13 protein-coding genes are annotated in these 22236 nt (G+C 30.9%); 6 read left to right on the forward strand and 7 right to left on the reverse strand.

Annotated features, from left to right (window positions below; all coding sequences use genetic code 11):
• Positions 1 to 159 precede the first annotated feature (159 nt).
• Both ACXLDF_RS15630 and ACXLDF_RS15635 read left to right on the forward strand, forming a co-directional pair.
• Complete coding sequence (locus tag ACXLDF_RS15630; RefSeq protein ID WP_457559483.1) at positions 160 to 2325, forward strand: hypothetical protein; 2166 nt, start codon at positions 160 to 162, stop codon at positions 2323 to 2325.
• Positions 2326 to 2479: 154 nt separating this feature from the next.
• Positions 2480 to 3601 carry a tRNA dihydrouridine synthase gene (locus ACXLDF_RS15635; RefSeq protein WP_457559484.1) on the forward strand — a complete coding sequence of 374 codons (1122 nt, stop codon included), beginning with the start codon at positions 2480 to 2482 and terminating at the stop codon, positions 3599 to 3601.
• Positions 3602 to 3821: 220 nt separating this feature from the next.
• Here the strand turns inward: ACXLDF_RS15635 and ACXLDF_RS15640 are convergent, their stop codons facing one another.
• Complete coding sequence (locus tag ACXLDF_RS15640; protein WP_457559485.1) at positions 3822 to 5165, reverse strand: GTPase domain-containing protein; 1344 nt, start codon at positions 5163 to 5165, stop codon at positions 3822 to 3824.
• Positions 5166 to 5607: 442 nt separating this feature from the next.
• On the reverse strand, positions 5608 to 5850 hold the full coding sequence (locus tag ACXLDF_RS15645; protein WP_457559486.1) for a hypothetical protein: 243 nt from the start codon (positions 5848 to 5850) through the stop codon (positions 5608 to 5610).
• A 465-nt stretch (positions 5851 to 6315) separates the two neighbouring features.
• Here ACXLDF_RS15645 and uvrB point away from each other — a divergent pair, with 465 nt between their 5' ends.
• Both uvrB and uvrA read left to right on the forward strand, forming a co-directional pair.
• On the forward strand, positions 6316 to 8565 hold the full coding sequence (gene uvrB / locus ACXLDF_RS15650) for an excinuclease ABC subunit UvrB (protein WP_457559487.1): 2250 nt from the start codon (positions 6316 to 6318) through the stop codon (positions 8563 to 8565).
• A 57-nt stretch (positions 8566 to 8622) separates the two neighbouring features.
• Positions 8623 to 11685, forward strand: a complete 3063-nt coding sequence (uvrA, locus tag ACXLDF_RS15655) for an excinuclease ABC subunit UvrA (protein WP_457559488.1) — start codon at positions 8623 to 8625, stop codon at positions 11683 to 11685.
• A gap of 98 nt (positions 11686 to 11783) precedes the next feature.
• Here the strand turns inward: uvrA and ACXLDF_RS15660 are convergent, their stop codons facing one another.
• The 3 genes from ACXLDF_RS15660 to ACXLDF_RS15670 all read right to left on the reverse strand — a co-directional run bounded on the left by ACXLDF_RS15660 (position 11784) and on the right by ACXLDF_RS15670 (position 15233).
• The gene (locus ACXLDF_RS15660) at positions 11784 to 12068 is read right to left on the reverse strand and encodes a MoaD/ThiS family protein (RefSeq protein ID WP_457559489.1); all 285 of its coding nucleotides are present in this window, start codon (positions 12066 to 12068) and stop codon (positions 11784 to 11786) included.
• 71 nt (positions 12069 to 12139) lie between these two features.
• Positions 12140 to 14605, reverse strand: a complete 2466-nt coding sequence (gene hxlA / locus ACXLDF_RS15665) for a 3-hexulose-6-phosphate synthase (protein ID WP_457559490.1) — start codon at positions 14603 to 14605, stop codon at positions 12140 to 12142.
• A 34-nt stretch (positions 14606 to 14639) separates the two neighbouring features.
• The gene (locus ACXLDF_RS15670; RefSeq protein ID WP_457559491.1) at positions 14640 to 15233 is read right to left on the reverse strand and encodes a YkgJ family cysteine cluster protein; all 594 of its coding nucleotides are present in this window, start codon (positions 15231 to 15233) and stop codon (positions 14640 to 14642) included.
• Positions 15234 to 15336: 103 nt separating this feature from the next.
• Between ACXLDF_RS15670 and ACXLDF_RS15675 the strand changes: the two genes are divergently transcribed.
• On the forward strand, positions 15337 to 16236 hold the full coding sequence (locus ACXLDF_RS15675; RefSeq protein WP_457559492.1) for a hypothetical protein: 900 nt from the start codon (positions 15337 to 15339) through the stop codon (positions 16234 to 16236).
• Positions 16237 to 16242: 6 nt separating this feature from the next.
• Positions 16243 to 17790: a hypothetical protein gene (locus ACXLDF_RS15680; protein ID WP_457559493.1), complete on the forward strand. Its 1548-nt coding sequence runs from the start codon at positions 16243 to 16245 to the stop codon at positions 17788 to 17790.
• Positions 17791 to 17793: 3 nt separating this feature from the next.
• On the opposite strand, the gene ACXLDF_RS15685 is transcribed toward ACXLDF_RS15680, so the two are convergent.
• Both ACXLDF_RS15685 and ACXLDF_RS15690 read right to left on the reverse strand, forming a co-directional pair.
• Complete coding sequence (locus tag ACXLDF_RS15685; protein WP_457559494.1) at positions 17794 to 20778, reverse strand: hypothetical protein; 2985 nt, start codon at positions 20776 to 20778, stop codon at positions 17794 to 17796.
• Between the two features lie 653 nt (positions 20779 to 21431).
• Positions 21432 to 22007: a GNAT family N-acetyltransferase gene (locus ACXLDF_RS15690; protein WP_457559495.1), complete on the reverse strand. Its 576-nt coding sequence runs from the start codon at positions 22005 to 22007 to the stop codon at positions 21432 to 21434.
• Positions 22008 to 22236 lie beyond the last annotated feature (229 nt).

Here is a 22236-nt window from a genome sequence, read left to right on the forward strand (position 1 = left end):
TTAAAAAATGTATTTCAAGGCAATATTAAATATTTAGTTTGAAAAAACAGCAATACACAATAATGTCAATTAATTAGATAAAATCGCAGTTTATGTCGGAGAAATGTAAAGGACGAAGTTTTTTAAGGTTCTCAACCAATGGAATAAACGTGCATAACTATGCCAAATTACAATCTAGATAAATACGGAACTGTCGAAATAAATAAAAAGAAGATCAAATGCAGCATAAGCGTTTCTGCAGATGAATTTTTCGACCGTTTTAAGATGTTAGGAAATATGTTGTCCGAACGAGCAAAATCAACGATTAGGGACGCAATTAAATCGGGTCGCGATGAGAAAACTAAAGATCAAGATGAATTAGAATCTTATTTTGCAAGAGTGCAAGAAGAAGCAAAAAAAGTTGAACCTGCAAAAACATATGAATCAAAAGAATCAGCTATGAAAGGATCACAAGGAACAGGAGTCGGAAGCTCTGCAGAAGAAGTCGAAGGCGAACGGATAGCAATAAATGTTCAAGAAAAAATAATTGCAAAATATGAATATAATTTTCTATCAGATGAAAAGGAGAATAAGGGTGAAACAGGGGATGAAGATGTTGATGAAGAAGAACCAAAATCTAAAGAGCCCGGTGAAGGATATGGTATTTTAACCAGGGATGGGCAAATTATTTTCAAGAATATCGCAAGCGATCAACGAATTTGGGATATTACGGGTCAATTCAAGCATAATGGAGCCATCGAAAATCTGGATGAAGAATTTTTAATTCAAGAATTGAATGGTGCAGAGGAGTATCCAATTGAGTATAAAATCAAAGCGGATAAAGAACCTTCTCTCAAATTGAAAGAAAAGATCTCAACTATTAATGATCCCAATACTATTACATATTCTTTGAATATGGATCAGGATAACATAGTTTACTTCAACCTAGAACTTACTAATACAGAAGAATATCCTATTGAGAATATTGTTGTAAAGAAAGAATTGTTTGATGGATCCAGTAATGTGGATGTTAAAAGTGTATCAATCGGAGACCATCGAAGCGAAGATAATCATTTAATATGGGAAATCGAGAAACTTGAACCGAATGCTCATGCATCTCTAGAATTTACTTTGACAGTGCATATTGCTGATAAAGAGGAAAAAGTACGTTCTGGAATGGTAGAGGTTGTATATAATGCAGCAACTTCCTTATCAGAATTGACTGTGGAAAATTTTGAAGCGACAGGAGAAAACATGGTATCAACCACAGAAGAACAGATAGAAGATCGGCCAGATATATTCCAAGGCTTTTTAGAATATGAGAATCTCAGCCCATATATTGCAAAACTAAAGAAAGTAAGCGTCAAAGAAATGGAAAAAGACGATGCACCTGAATTAATTGAATTATCTGAAGATAGCGAAATTTTCCTATCTGCTGGTGGAATCTGGCAGTCAAATTTATGGGAGATTGATACAAAAGGTGAAATTCCAAAATATCAAAAAACAGCCCAATTCATTCTTCTTCATGAATTGAAAGCAATTACTTCAACAACTGTCCAAATAGAGGATATCGACTTAGCAGTAGCAATATTCAATGCTGAAGTTGCATATGATATCGAAACGATTGAATCATATAGAGAAGTTCCATTTACAGCTACACACACCTTAACCAACGGTGGTGCAACACCATTTGATTATCTTTCCATTGAACAAAATGTTCCTGAACATTTCAAGCTGCCAGAAAAAGAAGAAATTAAATTAACTGTAGATGGTAAAGAATATGAATTAGATCCTGATTGGATTAAAATAGAAGATCGAAGATTGTTTATTGAAATGGATGGATTGAAAGATACAGATATTGGAAAGTTTGAACCAAATCAAGAATTACAAGTTATTTTTCCAATAATTGCAAATGATTTAGATCCTGACGATGCTTTTGTATCACCTATTACTTGGAAAGCAAATACTCTACCAAGAGGTGAACCAATTGTAATTACAGAAGAAGGTGAAGAAGTTAAAATCGAGGTTATTCACCGACGACTTAAAATCTTTCGTGGAAAATCAGTTTTGGCGACAGGATCAGAAAATGTCTATGAGATTATCTTGAAGGTCCGAAATAGAGGGGAATTCGCTGTTGAAAATTATGAATTACGCGATCGTGTTCCAGCCAAATTTGAGGCTAAAGATCCAAGTATTGAACCAACTGAAACTGAACAGCTAGATGGTAGAGAAGTATTAATTTGGATGATTGAAGAAATTCCTGCTGATGGTGAAGTAGAAGTTCGTTATACAATTGAACCTACAGATGAAGAAGCTACAGCATCTGAAGCTCAATTTTCAATGTAAGATTTCATTTTTTTTCTTAATTTTTTATTCACACTTTTTTATTCACACTTTTTTATTCATACTTTCTTATAAATATTCTTCACGCATTTCATTATGATTATTTTTTAATGCAAATAATTTTTTGTACAATGCAAAACTATTTAGCTTGCTTAGAATGCGACTTGGATCGTTAGATATAACCACAGACTTGGCATTAGCACCTCTGATGGATGTTACTACTCCTTCTTTTCGTCAATTAATCTGTGATTTAGGTGGAGTTGGTTTTGTTGTAGCTCCAATGCTTTTTGTCCAACAGTTCGTAGCTGCACCAAAAACGATTGTTCCTCACTTAGAATTAATTGAACGACAACGTCCAGCAGCAGTACAATTAGTATGCAATGGTAAAAATCCAGAACATCTTCACTACACTTTAGATTATTTAAGTTCTTATAATTTTGATTTAATAGATATTAATGCAGGTTGTCCTGCACCCCATACTATGCGTTCAGGTGGTGGAGGAGGGTTTCTTAAGGAATATCACCTAACTCATGATTTTTCCCGTTTAGAGAATGTAATTCAAACTACATTAAAATATTCTCCATTCCCTGTTTCATTAAAAACTCGATTGGGATTTCATAGTGAAACTGATATTTTCGATTTATTACCTATTATCAACAATGTAGGTTTAGAATTCTTAATTTTACATGGTCGCACAATCGAACAAAAATATAGAGGAAGAGCCAATTACACTATGATAAAGAAGGTAAAAGAACAACTTGAAATTCCTTTGATTGCAAATGGGGATGTAATTGATTATTCTTCCTATCTTGCAATAAAACATGAAACTGAATGCGATGCAGTAATGATAGGTAGAGCAGCTATGTTTGATCCCGCAATATTTTCAAAAATTGTAACTAGATCAAAAACAGATAACAAGACAGATAATATTTCAACTTCTTCATTAAAAGATATGAATAAAACTAGAATTGAAGATAATAATGGAGATAAAGATATGAATCAACTTGCAATTGAATCTCAAAATACTTTTCATTCGTTAAAGCAGATTAGAGAATATTTAACAAAAATTGAAAGTTATATAGAGGATTTATCAAAATTCTGGAATAATGATCGATTTAAACTTGCAGAAATTAGAAGACTTTCCATCTGGTGGATTAAAGGAATTCCAGGTTACAAAAAAGTGAGAGAAGTTATCTCAAAGATAAATAATTTTCAGAGATTGAAAGCATATGTTTTTGGTGATCAAATAGAAAAGGATTTTGAGTTATTCAAAAAATGAAATAATCTACACGTTCATTATAGGAAATCACTCAATTATAAAAAAAGTGTTCATAAAAATTGGAATATTTTTTCATGAGATGTAGGTTAGTGCGAATAAATTTCACAGTAATCTTTCACCCTATTGAATATCGAGAAATTTACATATATTATAATAAAGATATTCTACGACAGATAAGGGAGATTAGTATGAAGGGTTATGTGACGATTTTTTAAAAAAATTATAAATATTTTTCTTTTTGAATTTCAAATGATAATCGCTGTTCTAATTTGATTAGAATCTGGGAAAGAGATTTTCTATTGATGTTTCGACTTAAAAAGGCAAGAGTTGAAATACCATACTTAATTAATTGGATAGATTTTATGATTAAAGCGAAGCCTGAAAGAGTATATATAATTGAATAATCCAAATCCCCCAATTCAGGAGAATTTGTTAATAATTTTATTTGATTTCTGACCAAAGCACTAATATTAGTAAAATTATACACATCTAAATCAGGAGTGCTTTTTTGACTAATCACAGCATTTGATTCGTTAAAAAGCAATACAGCACTAGTTTTTTGATCTTTTATAATATCTTCGCAAAAAGCTTCTAATGTTCCTCCAATAATAGAAAGTTCATTTAAAATAATCTGCATGGAACGGAATAATGTGTGAATTAAATTGGGTTGAATTGATGTAAAAATGGTTTTTATATGATATTTTTGCTCGATTTGCTGTTTGATTTGAAGAAAGTATTTAGATTTATCTTCATTAGAACCTTTTAAAAGATCAATTTTATGACAAAATGCATAAATTTTTCCTTTTCCAGCAAATATTTTTTTTGTTGAAATTACTTTTTCCAGGTTTTTTAATACTATATTATGATCTTCTTGCCAATGAGTGATATCAAAAATGTAAAGAATTACATCTGCTTCTTCAAATGCAATTTTTCGTTCGAAATCATTTGCAGGAGAAACATATCTATCAAATTCTTGTCCAGATGAATCAATAATTCCAACTTCTGCATCTAACCAAGAATAAACAAAGTGAGCTAATCCAACAGTCGGTTCAGGGGAATATTCTCCTAATAGTTTTGAAGGATCAACTCCATCAAAAAAACTCTTTTTAATGCATGTTTTTCCAGCTGACCGAAGACCAATGAACAATATTTTCCGACGGTGAGATTTGGGGAAGAAATGTTCTGCATATTCAGTAAATTGATTAGGATACTTAGAAATGGGTTGAGAATCACAATGAGGAAAAATAGAAACGAGAATATTATAATATTTTTGAACGTTTAAGGCTTCTTTTGGTTGTAAAATTACCACAAATAATTCTTCTTTTTTGTTAGGATGCACAATAATTCTTTGAACGAGTATTATTTTATCTCTGTATTTTAATTCTAAAGTTTCTTCTGTCTCACAGTTAATTTTATCAGTAGAATTATGGATAATTTCGATAATTTTACGAACCAATGCACGAGATGGCATAAAATCTACAGGATATGAATTTATTATTTCACCTTTCCATTTTTTTAAGTTTTGGTTGTAATTAATAGTAATAAGAACGATCCCCAGAGGCATATATTATAATATAGAAATCTCTCCAAAATAGTATCGCTTTAGAAAAATTTTAAAGATCTTTGCAAATTTGAGAATTCTCAATTTTGAACTTATTCGCGGCTAATTTGTGAATTATTGGATGATCTGGATAATATCTGGATATTATTCGATTTAATAGTGAATTTATTGTTTTTTTTGATTATACATTATTTTTTTGAAATTATTCTGCAATTGTTAAGTAAAAAATTCTAAGTCTAAATTGACGCCATTTTTATCCTCCGGAGGATATTTTATAAAAATAGATTAATCTTAATTATCTTTAGAAAAATGTATATAGATTATAGAAAAAGCAAAATAATTAAGAAAAATTTCAATTTATAGAACATCAAGTTATCCCTCAAATTATTTATTCAATTTCTAAATCTTACTATAAAAACAAATGAAAAGAAAAAAAAACACGACATTATTCACATATTTCGAAATTTGGAACTAATTCTCTTAGTTCATTACAGGGACATTTAATGATATGAGATTTCAAATATTCTTCAGAAATATCAAAAACAACTTCTTTTGTTAGCCAACAATCAACAATAACTTTCTTATAATTGGTTATCTGTATTAATTTTGCATAACTGCAGTTCCCACATGGAATAACCATTCCTATTAACGATCTCAAATTTTGGTTTTTATTTTTTACATTTAACATTGTAATTTTCAAGCCTTAAAATTGATAATAAATGATTTTTTTGGTCCCTCAAGAAAAAATACAGATTTCTTTGTTTAAGATACAAAATGTAGAATTCCCTAAAATCTTTTCCAGATAAAGTGGCTTAAAAACTTTTTTCTTCTTGGAATATCGCTTAAACGAGAAAAATTAAGATTTTGAGAAATGCTAGAAAAAAAATTATTAATAATTAGTTAATAAATCACTAATCAGTCGAACTCTTAATTCTTTTAATCGTATTGAAATTATATTTCTTTAAATTTTATTGAAACAGGATGTTCTTAGGTACAAATTAAAGGTATAAAGATTTAATAATAAATTTTAACCCAAATTTTCAAATCATAAAAAAAATTATTAAATTTGAAGTAAATTAGAATATTCTCTTTGATTCATGAAGTAATTAATCAATTTCTTACAATTACAAGATTTATGGAAGAATAATATACCATGGTTAAATTTAAATTAGTGTCGGATTATACCCCTAAAGGAGATCAACCACAAGCAATAAAAGAACTACTTGAAGGAATCCGAAAAGGAAAGCGATTTCAGACATTATTGGGTGCAACAGGAACTGGCAAAACCTATACAATGGCACAGGTTATATCGCAGCTTAATTTACCCACATTAGTAACTGCACCAAATAAATTACTCGCTGCACAACTTTACCAAGAATTTAAAGATTTCTTTCCTGAAAACTCAGTAAATTATTACATTTCTTATTTTGATTATTATCAACCTGAAGCATATTTACCTCAATCAGGAAAATATATTGAAAAGGATAGTAGTGTAAATGAAGAAATTATGAAATATAGGTTGGCATCCACTCATGCACTTTTAACACGCCAGGACGTAATTGTAATCGCTTCAGTTTCGAGCATATACGGAATTGGTAATCCTAATGAATGGGCAAGAAAATCTTTTGTTATTGAAAAGGGAATGCAAATAACCCGCAATAATTTGATGCTTAAATTAATATCAATTCATTTTGAACGAAATGATATTGACTTTACGCAAGGAAAAATTCGCGTACGAGGCGATACTGTAGATATTTTCCCCGGTTACTTGGATAATTTTTACAGAGTTAGCTTTTTTGGGGATGAAATTGAATCAATTACAGAAATGGAACCAATTACAAATAAGAAATTGCATGAAGTCCCAAATTTAAAGATTTTTCCCACACGTGAATATGTAACTGCTGAAGAAATAATGGACCAAATGACAAAAGAAATTGAAGAAGAATTAGAAGAACGTATTGCTTATTTTAAAAAGCAAAATAAATGGGCAGAAGCTCAAAGAATTGAAGAGCGTACCCGGTATGATATTGAAATGCTAAGAGAAGTCGGATATTGCAAAGGAATTGAAAATTATTCCAGATTTTTAGATAGAAGAAAACCAGGAGAACAGCCGGCGTGTTTATATGATTATTTTCCAGAAGATTTTCTTCTCATAATAGATGAATCCCATATTGCAATCCCACAAATTAGAGGAATGATCAAAGGTGATCAAGCAAGAAAGCAAGCATTAGTTGATTATGGATTTCGTCTTCCAAGTGCATTGGATAATCGCCCATTAAAATTTGAAGAATGGGAAAAAAAACTAAGTTATGTAATATGTACTAGTGCAACACCTGGACCATATGAATTAGAAAAGAGTGGAAATGTTTGGGTTGATCAAGTTATTCGTCCAACAGGATTAGTTGACCCATTAGTTGAAATTAGACCTGTTGATAATCAAATAGATGATCTTCTAGCAGAAATTCGCTTAGAAATAAAAAAAGACCACCGAGTTTTGATAACAACCTTGACAAAAAGAATGGCAGAGAATATTTCAGATTATTATCAAGATGTTGGAATTAAAATCGAATATCTTCATTCTGATATTGACACTGTAGAACGAATGGAATTAATTCGTAACCTTCGATCAGGAGTATTTGATGTAGTAGTGGGAATAAATCTTCTACGTGAGGGATTAGATTTACCAGAAGTAGGGTTAGTTGCAATTTTAGATGGGGATAAGGAAGGTTTTTTGCGAGATACACGCTCTTTAATCCAAACGATTGGTCGAGCATCTAGAAATGCGGAGGGAAGAGCAATAATTTATGCGAATAAACATACTAAATCTATTGAAAAGGCAATTCAAGAAACAAATCGACGTCGTAAAAAGCAAATTGCTTATAATAAAAAGCATGGAATAACACCACTTACAATTCAAAAGCGCGTTCAAGAAGCTCTTGCAGATACTCATAAAGAGGGAAAACAAAAACAGTCAAGGAAATTATTTTCAGAAATTCTAAATAAGACTTTAGAAGAAAATGCCTCTGAAGAGAAAATTTTACAGGAACTTGAACGATCGATGCTTGAAGCTGCAAAAGATCTAGAATTTGAATTAGCTGCAATTTTGCGTGATATTATTCGAGATTTAAAAACCAATAAAATTCAAACTTCAGATATTAACAAAAAAATAGCCCAAAAACTGGAACAAATTTCGCCTGAGTTAATTCAAAATAATTCATATAATGAAAATTATATCGAAAAAAATGAAAACATAGAAATTTTTCCTGGATTTCAACTCCTTGGGACTGTAGAACATGTCGCTAAGCGAGAACTTCGAAAACGGGTATTAAATCAAATGAAACGCCCAAAAAACTCGAAAAAAAATCAAAATAAGCAAAAAACTAAAAAAAAAAAAAAAAATTAAGACGATTAAAAAAATAATCTTTTAAAACAAATCATCAAAAATTGGATAGAACCAAAAATGAAACAAGAATATATCATTGTAAAGGGTGCTCGACAGAATAATCTTAAGAACATAGATGTAACTATCCCAAGGAACAAATTAATTGTGTTCACTGGATTAAGTGGATCAGGAAAATCTTCGCTGGCAATTGACACTATTTATGCAGAAGGTCAACGTCGCTATTTAGAATCTTTAAATACTTATGCTCGACAATTTTTGGGAGTAATGGATAAACCTGATCTTGATTATATTGAAGGTTTAAGTCCGTCAATTGCAATTGAGCAAAGGGCAGTTAGTAAAAATCCTCGTAGTACTGTAGGAACTGTTACTGAAATCTACGATTACTTACGATTATTATATGCCAATATAGGAATTCCTCATTGTCCTAAATGTGGTAATGAAATAACACCGCTTACCACTCAAGAAATTACAGAGAATATTATGAAAAATCTGGAACCAAAAACCAAATTTAGAGTATTAGCTCCGATTATTCAACGAAGAAAAGGAGAGTATTCAGCAGTTTTTAAACAATTGAAAAAAGAAGGATTTGTAAGAGTAATTGTGGACGATTTAGAATATGAATTAGATGAAGAAATAATCTTAGATAAAAATAAATTTCATGATATTGATGTGGTTATTGATCGACTTATTTTGAAAAATACAGACGATTTTCATAAAAGATTGGCAGATGCAGTTGAACAAGCTTCCCGACTAACAGAGGGTTTAGTTAAAATCTCTATTGTTAATGGTGAAGAAAAAATTTATTCAGAACACTTGTTTTGTCCTAACGATCAATTATCTATTCCTGAACTACGTCCCCAACTCTTCTCTTTTAACACACCTCTTGGACTTTGTCCGGCTTGTAATGGTTTAGGAATATCTAAAGTATTCACTGAAGAAAGATTATTTCCAGATAAATCGAAATCAATTTATGAAAGTAATTTACGAAGAATTGGAGGTTTTGGAAAACGAGATTCTTATACATGGCGAATGATTGAAAACGTTGCCGAATTTTTCGATTCTGATCTGAATCTTCCCATTGATCAACTTCCTGAACATATATGGAATGTTTTGCTTTATGGTTCAGGAACTCAGTTTATTGATTTTCGAATCGAAACAAGTAAGATTGATGAAAATGGAAACGATCGTGAATTTTCGTACGCAGTTAGTCGTCCTTTTGAGGGAATTTTGAATACATTAGAACGGAGATATCATCAAACTAATTCTGAATCCAGCCGTGAATTTTATGAAAAATGGATGGACGAAAGGATCTGTCGGGTATGTCATGGACAACGTTTAAGACCAGAAGCTTTAGCTGTAACCATCATGGGAAAGAATATTGCAGAAGTTTCCGCCTTAACGGTAGATAGTGCACTTCAATTTCTTCAGAAAGTTAAAAAAAACACATCTAAGCGTGAAATGAAAATTGTCCGCGATGTATTTAAAGAATTAATTAGTCGGTTTACTTTTTTACTTAATGTAGGATTGCATTATATCACAATGAATAGGAGTAGCAGTACATTATCAGGAGGAGAATCAGAGAGGGTTCGTTTAGCCACTCAAATTGGATCAAATTTAGTAGGTGTACTGTATGTATTGGATGAGCCTTCAATTGGTCTTCATCCCAGAGACAAATTTAAACTAATCAATATGTTAAAAGCTCTACGTGATAAAGGTAATTCTATTCTGGTTGTTGAGCATGATGAAGATATAATTCGCTCATCTGATTTTGTTGTAGATTTAGGACCAGGAGCTGGAATCCATGGTGGTGAAATTGTAGTTGCAGGAACTTTGGAACAGATATTAAATCATCCCACTTCATTAACGGCTCAATATTTGCAAGGAACAAAATTTATTCCAACTCCAGGCTATAGGAGAAACAATATCAGTCAATGGATAACAATTCATAAAGCACGTTCAAATAATTTAAAAAATATTACTGTAAAAATCCCTTTAGGAGTTCTTACAGTCGTGACTGGAGTGAGTGGTGCTGGAAAATCATCACTCGTTATGGAAACCTTATATAAAGGCTTAAAGAAAATTAAAAATCCTGAATCTCATCTAATTGCAGGTGAATTCGAAAAAATTGAAGGTGCAGAACTTATTGATAAAATTATTCATATAGACCAAACACCTATAGGAAGAACTCCACGATCTGTTCCTGCAACCTATACTAAAGCTTTTGATTATATTCGTGATATTTTTGGTGCAACAAAAGAAGCAAAACTTAGAGGTTATGATCGAGGACGTTTTAGTTTTAATGTTAAACAAGGTCGTTGCGAAAAATGCAAAGGATCGGGATTCAATCTTATTGAAATGCAATTCTTACCGCCAGTATATATTCGATGTGATGTCTGTAAAGGTACGCGCTACAATGCAGAAACTTTAGAAGTTAAATTTAAAGGAAAAAATATTGCAGATATTTTAGATATGTCTCATGAAGAAGCGTTTGATTTCTTTGAAAACTTTCCAAAAATTCGAAAGATTTTACAAACAGTTATAGATGTTGGTTTAGGTTATATCAAGCTCGGTCAATCATCCACCACATTATCTGGTGGTGAAGCACAACGGGTTAAACTCTCCCGCGAATTAAGCAAACGTAGTACAGGAAACACACTTTATATTTTAGATGAACCTACTACAGGATTACATTTCCATGACACACTTCAATTATTGAAAGTAATTCAAAAACTGGTGGATCATAGAAATACAGTAATTATAATTGAACATAATATGGATATTATCAAATCTGCAGATTATATAATTGACATGGGCCCTGAAGGTGGAGATGATGGTGGGCAAGTTGTTGTAGCAGGAACACCAGAAGAAATTATAAATAATTCAAAATCCTATACGGGAAAATATCTTAAACCAGTGTTAGCAAATGATCATAAGCGAAATTTCATAAGTTATCACAAAAATCGAACAGCATTACCAAATACAACTGATGAAGAAAATCAAACAAACAAAAAAGCATTGAATAACAAACGAAAATCATCAAAAAGAAATAAAAAATCAATTAAAAAAAGTAAATCAAGCAATTTAACAAAAAAATCGAAGAAATCAAAGGTTAAAACTTAATATGATTTAAACTCTTGATTTTTTATTCTTTTTCTCATTTATTTGACTTATTTTTTTAACTCATTCTTTCTTACAGGTGAAAATTTTGTTATTTTTCTTTATCCACCACCTATTTTTGGGAAAAAGGATAATTCGCAATTTTCATTTATAATTGTTTTAAGCCCATTAAAAGCAAGAATATGTCTTCCATTTAGAAGAATGTTGAAATCTTCTTTTAATGAAATATTTCCATCTAAAAACACATTATTTGCCCTAATTCCTTCCTTAGTCTTGAATAATAGAAAGATCTCGATAATTCTAATTGGATATTCTATATAGATTACCTGTTCTTCACCAAAAAGTGGCTGTAAATTAGCAAAAAAAGTTAGAATGATTTTAATCAATTTTCTCACATTTTAATAAATTCAGATATTTAAACCTTTAAGCTTTTAAGACTTTAGCCGCGAATAAGTTTTCATGTATTTTTTGCATTATAAAGCGATGCTTCTCGGATTTTTTCTTTTAATCGGCGGGTAGCTTGTTCAGGGTTGGCAGACCGAGTAATTGCACCACCTACAATAAGAATATCAGCTCCAGTTGCTACAGCTTTTGGAATGGTTTCTGCATTTAATCCTCCAGCTACTGCCACAGGAATTTTGATCGATTCTTTCAACTTCTTTAAGGTAGGATAGGGTACTTTATCAAAACCTGATCTTAATTGAGTATCGATTCCGATATGTAAACCAATGTAATCTACGCCGAGTTTTTCAAGTTCGATTGCTCGTTCGATTGGATTAGATACACCAATTAAATCAGCATGTATCTTAATTCCAAATTTCTTTCCAGCACCAACAGCATCAACAATTGTGGTATCAGGTGCAATTCCTAAAATACAAACAATATCAGCCCCTGCTAAATGTGCCATTTCTGATTCTAAAAAGCCAGTATCCATGGTTTTTAAATCGCATACAATGGTCTTATGTGGAAATAATTCCCGTAATTTCCGAACGATGTCCATTCCCACTGATTTAACTAAGGGTGTACCACATTCTAACCAATCAACACCACCAGCGACTGCACTCTTAGCAATTTTAATTGCTTCATCCATATCTCGTAAATCTAACGCAACTTGAAGCTTTGCAGAGGTGTGCAATGGTTTAATACCCAATTCTTCTAATTTACGATCAGATGGACTTCCATCATCTTCCCAGCCTCGAAGACGGTAAAATTGAGTTAATAATGCAGAATTATCCACAATTTGTCCCTTAGCAGGTCCTGCAGGTAATTTTTCTGTTAAAAAGCGTTTAGGTAATTCATCATCCAACCTAGATAGACCTTCTCGATAATTGAATAATCGCTCTAAATTGTATATTCGTTCACCAATTTTCTTAAATTCCGCAGAATCAATGAAAAAGCCTGTGGCAGTTGTAAGTAATTGGGCATAAATATCAACTTCACATTTTAATGTCGAGAAAACAGCCATTGAAGTAAATTTACACCATTCTGCAGAGTCTAACGTAGCAAAAACATCTTGCATTTCTTTAACTAATTCTGCTTTCCCTTCTTCTGCCAAAGGATCGACATAATGTGGAGTACTAAGTATTTCTTGAATAACGGTATAAGCTTTTAAATGAGTTGCCCCAGTGTTAGAAGTTGCATAACTTAATGCCATCCCTTTGATTCCCCGAGGATCATATGCAGGCATTTCTAATCCTTTTACATGGCATGCGAAATCAGAAGAACCTTGACCAATTTTTTCTGAAGCATTCTTTACGCCTTGAGCTAATAATTGTCCTGAATTAGTCTGAGTGGCAATATCATCAATAAGTTTTAAAAGTCCATCTCCATCCCCAAATTTAGGAGCATCTGAAACCAAACCTCGTTCAGCACATTCCATATACCAAGCAATTGCATTGCCTGTAGAAATAGTATCTAATCCATAACGATTACATTTTTCACTGGCTTTAAAAATAATCTTCAAATCGCTAATATTGCAATTTGGACCCAAAGCCCATAAAGATTCATATTCTAAATGAGTGGTATTATCTTCAAACTTCAATGAACGTCCACAGCCAATAGGGCATCCTTGACAAGGTACTTGCTTAACTAGAAGTTCTCGTAAAGTTTCTCCTGCAATAGCGCGAACATTATCAAAAATACCTTCTTGAAAATTCTTTACAGGAAGAACACCCGACTTGTTAACCGCAGTGGTTAAAATAGGAGTTCCATATAATCCCAATCCTGTTCCTGTAACAGGATGTCCTTTAAGAATATTGAGAAATTTACGAGTTACCTTCTTAAAAGCATATTCATTCGCAGGAACAATTCGATTTGATCCTTTTACTACGATGGCTTTAAGGTTCTTTGATCCCCATACAGCACCTATCCCGCCTCTACCTGCATATCGAGCATCGTTCAAAACACATGCAAATTTCACTAGATTTTCTCCAGCAGGCCCAATTGAAGCGACAGAATGACGTTCATGCTTTTCTTTTAATTTTTGCTGCGTTTCATATGTATCTTTACCCCATAAATCAGAGGCACCTAAAATTTCTACTTTAGAATCTTGAATATGAATATAGCATGGATTTGGAGACTTACCTTCAATAATAATTCCATCAAATCCTGCTTTTTTTAATTGAATTCCAAGAGAACCGCCACAGTGAGTATCATTTAATGTATTTTTGGTTAAAGGGCTTTTAAACACCATGCACCATCGAGATGAAGTTGGAGAAATAGTTCCAGTCATCGGGCCGGTCATTACTGCAATTTTATTTGCAGGAGATAATGGATCAATTTTCGGTTGGAGTTCATCATACAAAATTTTTACTCCGAGCCCACGACCACCTAAATATTTCTGCACAATTTCAAAATTCAAAGGTTCTTCGCGTATTTCTTGAGTTTTCAAGTTAATGCGAAGAATCTTATTTGCATAAATCATAGTACGTAAAGTTAGCTTGTCAAATTTTTTAAAATTATTTATTAATTCTAAATTTGCTAACATTTTTCAAAAACGGATACATCTGAAAGATATCAAAATTGACTTCTTTCATTTTTAAATAATAATCACGTTCAATTTTTCGCTCAGTTTTTACAAGTTTTTCAATTTGATTTGGATTATAATAATCCCTCTCTTCACCTTTAATGCGAAATCCTGGACATATTCTTTGATGATTAATAAAATTTCGTTCAGAAATCATTATCATTGACCAAAAAGGATATAATTCACATTGTTTAGGCCTAGCTTGATAAATTTGACAACCAAATTGTTCATCAATGGGTGTTAAAAAAATACAATTTTGATCTAAATTAAAATTTAATACAAGAGTATCCATGGATTTCTGAATATGTGTAGTTTCTAAATTTGCATCCCATAAAGTGAATTCAAATTCTACTATATTCAAATATTTTTGTGCAAATTCTTCATAACTTAACTTTAAAAAAGTTGAAATTTGCTTTATATCATTCCAGAAAATGAAAATATATCCTTCAGAATCGCTAGAGCAACATTTTCCGCATTGATTACAATCAAAATAAATTCCATGCGAAGCTGAAGCACATAATTTCATTAACACTTAAAAAATTCTTCAACTTAAAAATATTTATTTTCTGATACATAACAGATATTTATAAGTAAAAAAAGAAATTCTTGCTTAAGAGGAGAATATTCAATTGCAATTATTTGAAGTACTTAGTTCTGTCGAAACACGTGAAATTCATGGGGATACAATAGGAAGTAGTGTTAGTTCTAAAAAGGCATATCTTATCACAGATGATTCTAAACATATTATATATACATATTTAGGCTCAGAGGCCAGTCTTGTCTATCGTTTTTTGGTTAATCATCTTGCTAAAGAAATCAAAAGTCAAATGGCTTCATTATATCAAATTGAAGAGATAACTCAAGAAATATGGTCTACTTTAAAAGAGGCGACTCTTGATTCAATTGGAAACGTGCCTCAAATTTTTAATCCAGATTTATATTCTAAAGATGAACTAATAAAATTACTTCAAAACACTTCAGGAGTTCAATTACGAATTGATAGTGCTTGGCGTGAACACATGCAATCAGAAGATCTTATCGTTTTCCACAAAGTAAAACCTTCAGAAGTTTTAGATCTCCTCGATCATCAACCTCAACCTCCTGGTTTGGATATATCAGATCGCGAAATGATCATAATTAATACCTCTGTATACATTACTCAATCTTCACTTGTCTCTTTTTTGCCAAAACGAAAAATTGTGAAAGAAAGAATTAAATTGGGAAATATTCCAGAAGGACGATTCTTTTTCGCTAATTATACTCCAAGAATTTTCATTCAACGAGGAAGAGTAAAAGCCATTGAATTATACAATACTTCATCTCTTACACCTATAGAAAAAAGAAATGAAGCAAAAAAAAACAGACCAAAATCAGATGGTACGATAAATATTTCAGTTCTTCCTTTTGAAAGAATCCAAATCGAAAATGATTTTCAAATTTTATTGAATGCTTTCCATCGACCACTAAAAGAAACTTTGGATGAATTTTTGGCAGCTCAAAAAAGCCCAAGACCAGACTCAACTTCGTGAATGACAATGATATCACTTGAAATACGAAATCAAATTCAATTGATGATCAATCTTAAAAAAGAGGAACTAAATCCTACTTCGCAGGAAAGAAAAAAACTTGCATCAATTGTGGATTATGTAAGCACTGTCATTTTCAACTCAGTTCCTAAAAAAAATCTAAAAATAAATTTCATAACACCTCAAGGATCAACAGGATTAAAAGATACTGCATTAAGAAACTCTTCTGATATCGATTTATTCATAGGATTAGATCCATCTATTTTACCAGATCTTAAGCAGAAATCAAAATCTAATCTTAGAAACAAAATTCGAGATTTATTTAAAGATTTAATATTATCTTGGTTAATTCCTGTTTTTAATAATGCAGGTCTACAAAATCCAGTTATGAAATATGCTGAACATCCTTATATTTCAGCGATATATCAAGATGTAAAGTTAGATATTGTTTTTTGTTTTGATATTTCTGAGCAATTTTTATTTCAGCGTGGACCTCTAACAGCAGTAGATAGATCTCCCCATCATACTCGTTATATTTTAGAACATCTTATAGATGAACAGAAGGACGAAGTACGTGTTCTAAAATATTTATTTCAAATATTGCACTGTTATGGAGATAAAAGTGCTGTTGGGCGAAGTGGCTTTATTGGATATTTAGCAGAACTATTTATCATAAAATATAAAACAGTCCTTAATTTCATGGAACATTTTGAAGATCTAGAGAATATGATCTTATTTTTACCTCCTAAAAACCCAAATGTAGTAAATCCCTACGCAAATCTAAATATTAAACAGATTCGAAAACAATATTTTCCTAATGATTTCTTAATTATAATTGATCCTACTGATGTTCATAGAAATGTAGGTTCCTCTGTTTCAATACGCGCCTATCGTTTGGTAAAACATGCATTTAAATCATTCTTAGAACAACCATCCATGGAATTTTTCAAGTTCAAACCTTTACCAGATATTCGTAATTGCGATCAATCCTTTCCAATATCAAATTTTTTTTATTTGGAATGGCAGACAACAGATTATGCACATTACACCAAATTTAGAGATAAAATATATTCATTACTTGAAAAATTGATAAAGCAAGCAGAAAATGAACTTACATTAGAAGCTCGATTTGAAGATGTAATTGGAGAATTGATTTTTGATGCAAATCAAGGTAATTATGTGCTAGCATTATTTACTTCAACACCTAAAATTTCTAAAGAATATCTCCGAATAGGACCCGAAATAGAGGCTGAAGAACATGTCTCTAGATTTAAAGAAAAACATCCGAAATCGTATATTGAAAATGGATATTGGGTAACGAAAAAAATTAGAATGTTCACTCATTTTGAAGATTTTCTTAACTGGTTTCAATCTAAAAACAAAATAAAGTTTTTAAGCTTAACTAAAATGGGAAAAGCCACTGATAATGAAATCTCACCCCTCGCTGCTCAAAGTATGGGAAATTTAGCAGTCAATGTTCTTCCATTTGAATTGAATGAAAAAAGAAAGGAAAAAAAGAAAATAAGGCAGAATGATAGATATAATTATAAAAAATAACATTTATCGATTTCGCATTTGCATATAACCACATGTACATTCTTGAGCGACCTTTCCACACATTGGGCATAATTCGATTTTCTTTTGCCTTACAGAATATCGTTTTTTAATTTTTTTAACATCTAAACCAGAATTCTGAACACTTTGAATATTCTTATTTTTCTGAGTTTTTTGTTTTATTGTTAATTTTTCAGATTTCAATTCATTTCGGTTTTTTAATAAATCTAATGCATCTTGGTGTAATGAATTATCCAAAGGCAGAATTTGAGGTTTAGAATTAACTTGAGGTTTGTAATCAGATCCAGATTTAGAAATATCTTTTGTTTTAATAATTTCTTTAAAATCAGTAATTTTTCTAGGTCCAGCTATTTTTTTATCAAAATTGGAGATTTCTGATAAATCTTGATCAACTTGAGATTTTGATTTTTCTGAAAAATCCTTTATATCTTGATCATCTTTTCTTTCTTCTCGGTTTCTGCGATCTTTTATCTCTTTCATCCTTTCTATTTTTTTCTTTGGTTTTTTGGACTTTTTATCCTTCTTTATTAAACTTGGTTTGAAAATTTCTTCTCGATCAGATTTTTGGATATTTTCATCTTTTGTAGTCAATTTTCTGGACAGATTGAAAAATTGAAACAATTCTTTTCCACTTTCTTCTTGTTGCAAAGGTTTTTCTTTTTTAGGAACGCCGAAAAATAGCACATTTTCAAATTTCTTGGATTTCTTAAGATTTTCTGAATTTTTATCTATGAAATTACCAAAAGTCTCTTCTCTCTTTTCCTTAATAATTCCTTCAATATTCTCTTCTAAATTCGTTTCGATTCTTTTTTCAGATTCAAATTCTGATAATTTATCTATACTTTTATCTTTTAACTCAAATTTTGATAGGATAGTCTCTGAATTAATAGATAATTCGACTTCAGGTTGATTTTCTGTACATTCAGAAGAGTTAAGATTAGAATCTGCTACACTTTCTGCAGAATTTAAAGTAGCTGGAGATGGTGGTTTGTCTGATGAAAATGTGGTTTCAATGTTTAAATCTGGAATTTGTATTGGATTTCGCTTTGGAATATTTGGAATAGCAAATTCATCATCATCTTCTCCGTCATCTTGAAAATATGAAACAGTTTCTTGGTTTTTCTCACTGATGCTTATAATTTTTGAATTATGGTTTTCATTATCCATCAAAGTTTTCTCATTTTTAAATGCAGAAATAGTTGGAGGTGATGATGAAACTTCTTCTGATTTTGATAAAATTTCTGTAGCTTTAGAAATACCTTTAAAAGATAAATCTTGTCCAATTTCATTTACATTTTCATCTTCAGCAATTTTGGGAATACTGGGATCTTTGGGAACATTGGGAACATTAGAAACTTTAGGAACATTGGGAACATTAGAAACTTTAGGAACATTGGGAACATTAGAAACTTTAGGAACATTGGAAACATTAGAAACTTTAGGAACATTGGAAACATTAGAAACTTTAGGAACATTGGGAACATTAGAAACTTTAGGAACAATAGAAACTTTAGGAACATTGGGAACTTTGGGACCCTTGTGAATTTCAGGAACACTAGAGACATTAGGAAATTTAAAATTATTGGAATCTTTGGGAATCTGTTGTTGTTCAGTTTTAATAAATGGAACGTTTTCTGTCAGATCTGATTCATTAGGAACGTAATTTAAAGCTTCACCCAAAGCCATTGCATCTTCATCCAGTTCTATATCATCAGGCATTACAAACTCTAAATCATTAGAATTTTGAGTAGATACTTTATTTATTGATTCCTTAGCTAATTCATTCTGCACTAAACTGGGTATTTTTGAATTTATTTTATTAGTTATTTTTGCCTCTGAGTCATCTGTAATTTTCTTTCTTGATTCAACGGTAATTTTTGTTTCTATACTTTCTATTTTTTCAATTTTAGAATCACTTAACTTTGACTTCTTCTTAATTATGTTTTTTCTCAGCTGTATTGCATTTCGACCCAATTTAGAGTATTCATTTGCTTCAGCAAAATCAGAGACAATTTCAACCAAATCTTGAGCTTCTTCAAGAATATCTGGATCATCACTTTTAACCAAAACAAAAGCGCGAAACATAAAAAATTCGTGCATAAGACGTTCATCTTGAAGATTTCGTGCCAATGTAATTCCCCCATCAATAATATCTAACAATGTTTCAATATTGTTTTTAATTTTCCCTTTCTGCTCTTGTTCGATGATCTGATCTTCCAATTCTTCATAATACTTCGATGCAGCCATTAAACAATCCGTACATATGAAATTTCGATTTGAAATTGGATCTTTGGGATCTTTTTTTTGAGAAAGTGGTCGTAATAACAAAATTCCTTCACAACTGGAACAGCGAGCACGTGGTTTCAAATTATTAATGTCTATAGTAGAATTATTATTTTGATCTTTGCTTAAAGATTGTTCTTTACTTGAAGATTGATCTATGCTTATGCTCTCATGATGATTTACACTTTCAGATTCTTGCAAATATAATATCTTTTTCAATAATTGAATCAATTCTTTACCAACTGTTGTTCCAGTAATCCCTACCAAAATAAATTGTCCCCATGCAACTGGAAACTTAACTGGAAATCCTGTGATTTTCCTAATTCCATGAGGCATAAAACTAATCAAAATATTATCATCATCTATGGATATATTCAACAATCGATGACCAGGTATTGATACATTTATTATTTGATCACCATCAGAATTACTACATTTCCATCTCAATTGGGGTAAAAAGTGATATATTTCAGTGATTCCGCAAAATTCAGAATCAATTCGTTCAACTGAACTGCTTCTATCAAAAATAAGATCACAAATAGAATCAATTACAATCTTTTGAGGATCTTCTCCAAAACTAGAATAGAGAATCCAGCGTACAGTAAGATTTGAAAATTGTCTCTGTTCTTTTCTAAATAAATGCATTAACTGTTCATAAGTCAAAGAATAAGTGATTTTAGTGTTCATAATAATCCAAGGCTTTCAATATTCATGATTATTAAGATCACACATATGATTCCAGAAGAAATTTAAATATCAAGATTTTGTACTGTATAGGAATAATAATTCATCTAGATTCTTTTGTGTGTCGTTCTATGTTTCTAATAGGGCCTGGTTTTAAATAATTTGCTGATTCATGAAGCTACAAAAATTTTAATTATTAAGTGAAGTTGAAATTATTTGTGAAATTTCTTTAAAAAAATTGTCACGGTTGATAATTTGAATTAAATCACAAATGATTGTGAATACATTGATAAATCAACAAAGTTTACTCAGGAACTCCATGTTTCAATATATATCTGTAGAATCAAAGAGAATTCGATGTCGTTTTTAATGATGCTAAAGAAAATAAACGCAAATATTTCAAAAAATCCAAGATACTCTCTCTTTATGTTATTTAGCATTATTGTATTGGTTACTCTGGTTATATTTTGTAAACATTAAAAACTTGAATTAACTCACTTTTTATTTTTTTTAGTTTTACTTGACTTAATTTCATTTTGCTTAACTTCATTTTGCTTAACTTCATTTTGCTTAACTTCATTTTGCTTAACTTCATTTTGCTTAACTTCATATTACTTAATTTTTTTTAACTTAATTTCACTTAAATTAACTCTACTCTAATTAACTTTATTTACTATAACTCTACTAAACCACTCATCCTTTAAAATTGAATATCGATAATTATCAATGTATTTGCCATCAATATATACATCATCCCGGAAAATGCCTTCTTGTTTAAATCCATTCTTCTCAAGACACTTAATTGATCCAGTATTCTCAGCAATTACAGTCGCATAAATCCGATGCAAATTTAACTCCTTAAAGCTGTAATCACATAAAAGAAATACAATTTCTGTTCCAAATCCTTTACGAAGAAATTCATCTTCGCCAATTCCAAATCCAATTTCTGCATTTCTATAAATTTTATTAATATTATATACACTTGCATCACCGATTAATTGCTCAGTTTTTGTATGCCACACTGTAAACATAATATCTTCATTAGTTTTTATCAAGCTTTCATACCATGAATTATGTTTTTCACTAAGTAATGGAAATTCATTTCTCGAATAACGGCGATAATCAATAGAATTAATCCACTTTCGTATAGTTTGTAAATTATCCTTTTCTAAGGGTCGAAATTCCACATTTTTTCCATAGATAAATGCTTTTCCTTTTTGAATCATGCTCATAATTATGAAAGAATAATAAATGAAAAAATAAAACGCTTTTTCTTGAACCTTTCTCTATTATACTTTTTTCTTAATTTCACAATAAAGTATTATTCTTATAGATTTAGAAAATTGCTTAATGATATTGTTTAAAGCTATTGTTTAGTAATATTGTTTAAAGCTATCGTTTAGTAATATTGTTTAGATCTATTGTTTAAAGCTATCGTTTAATGATATTGTTTAGTATTAT

Source organism: Candidatus Harpocratesius sp., assembly GCF_054039255.1.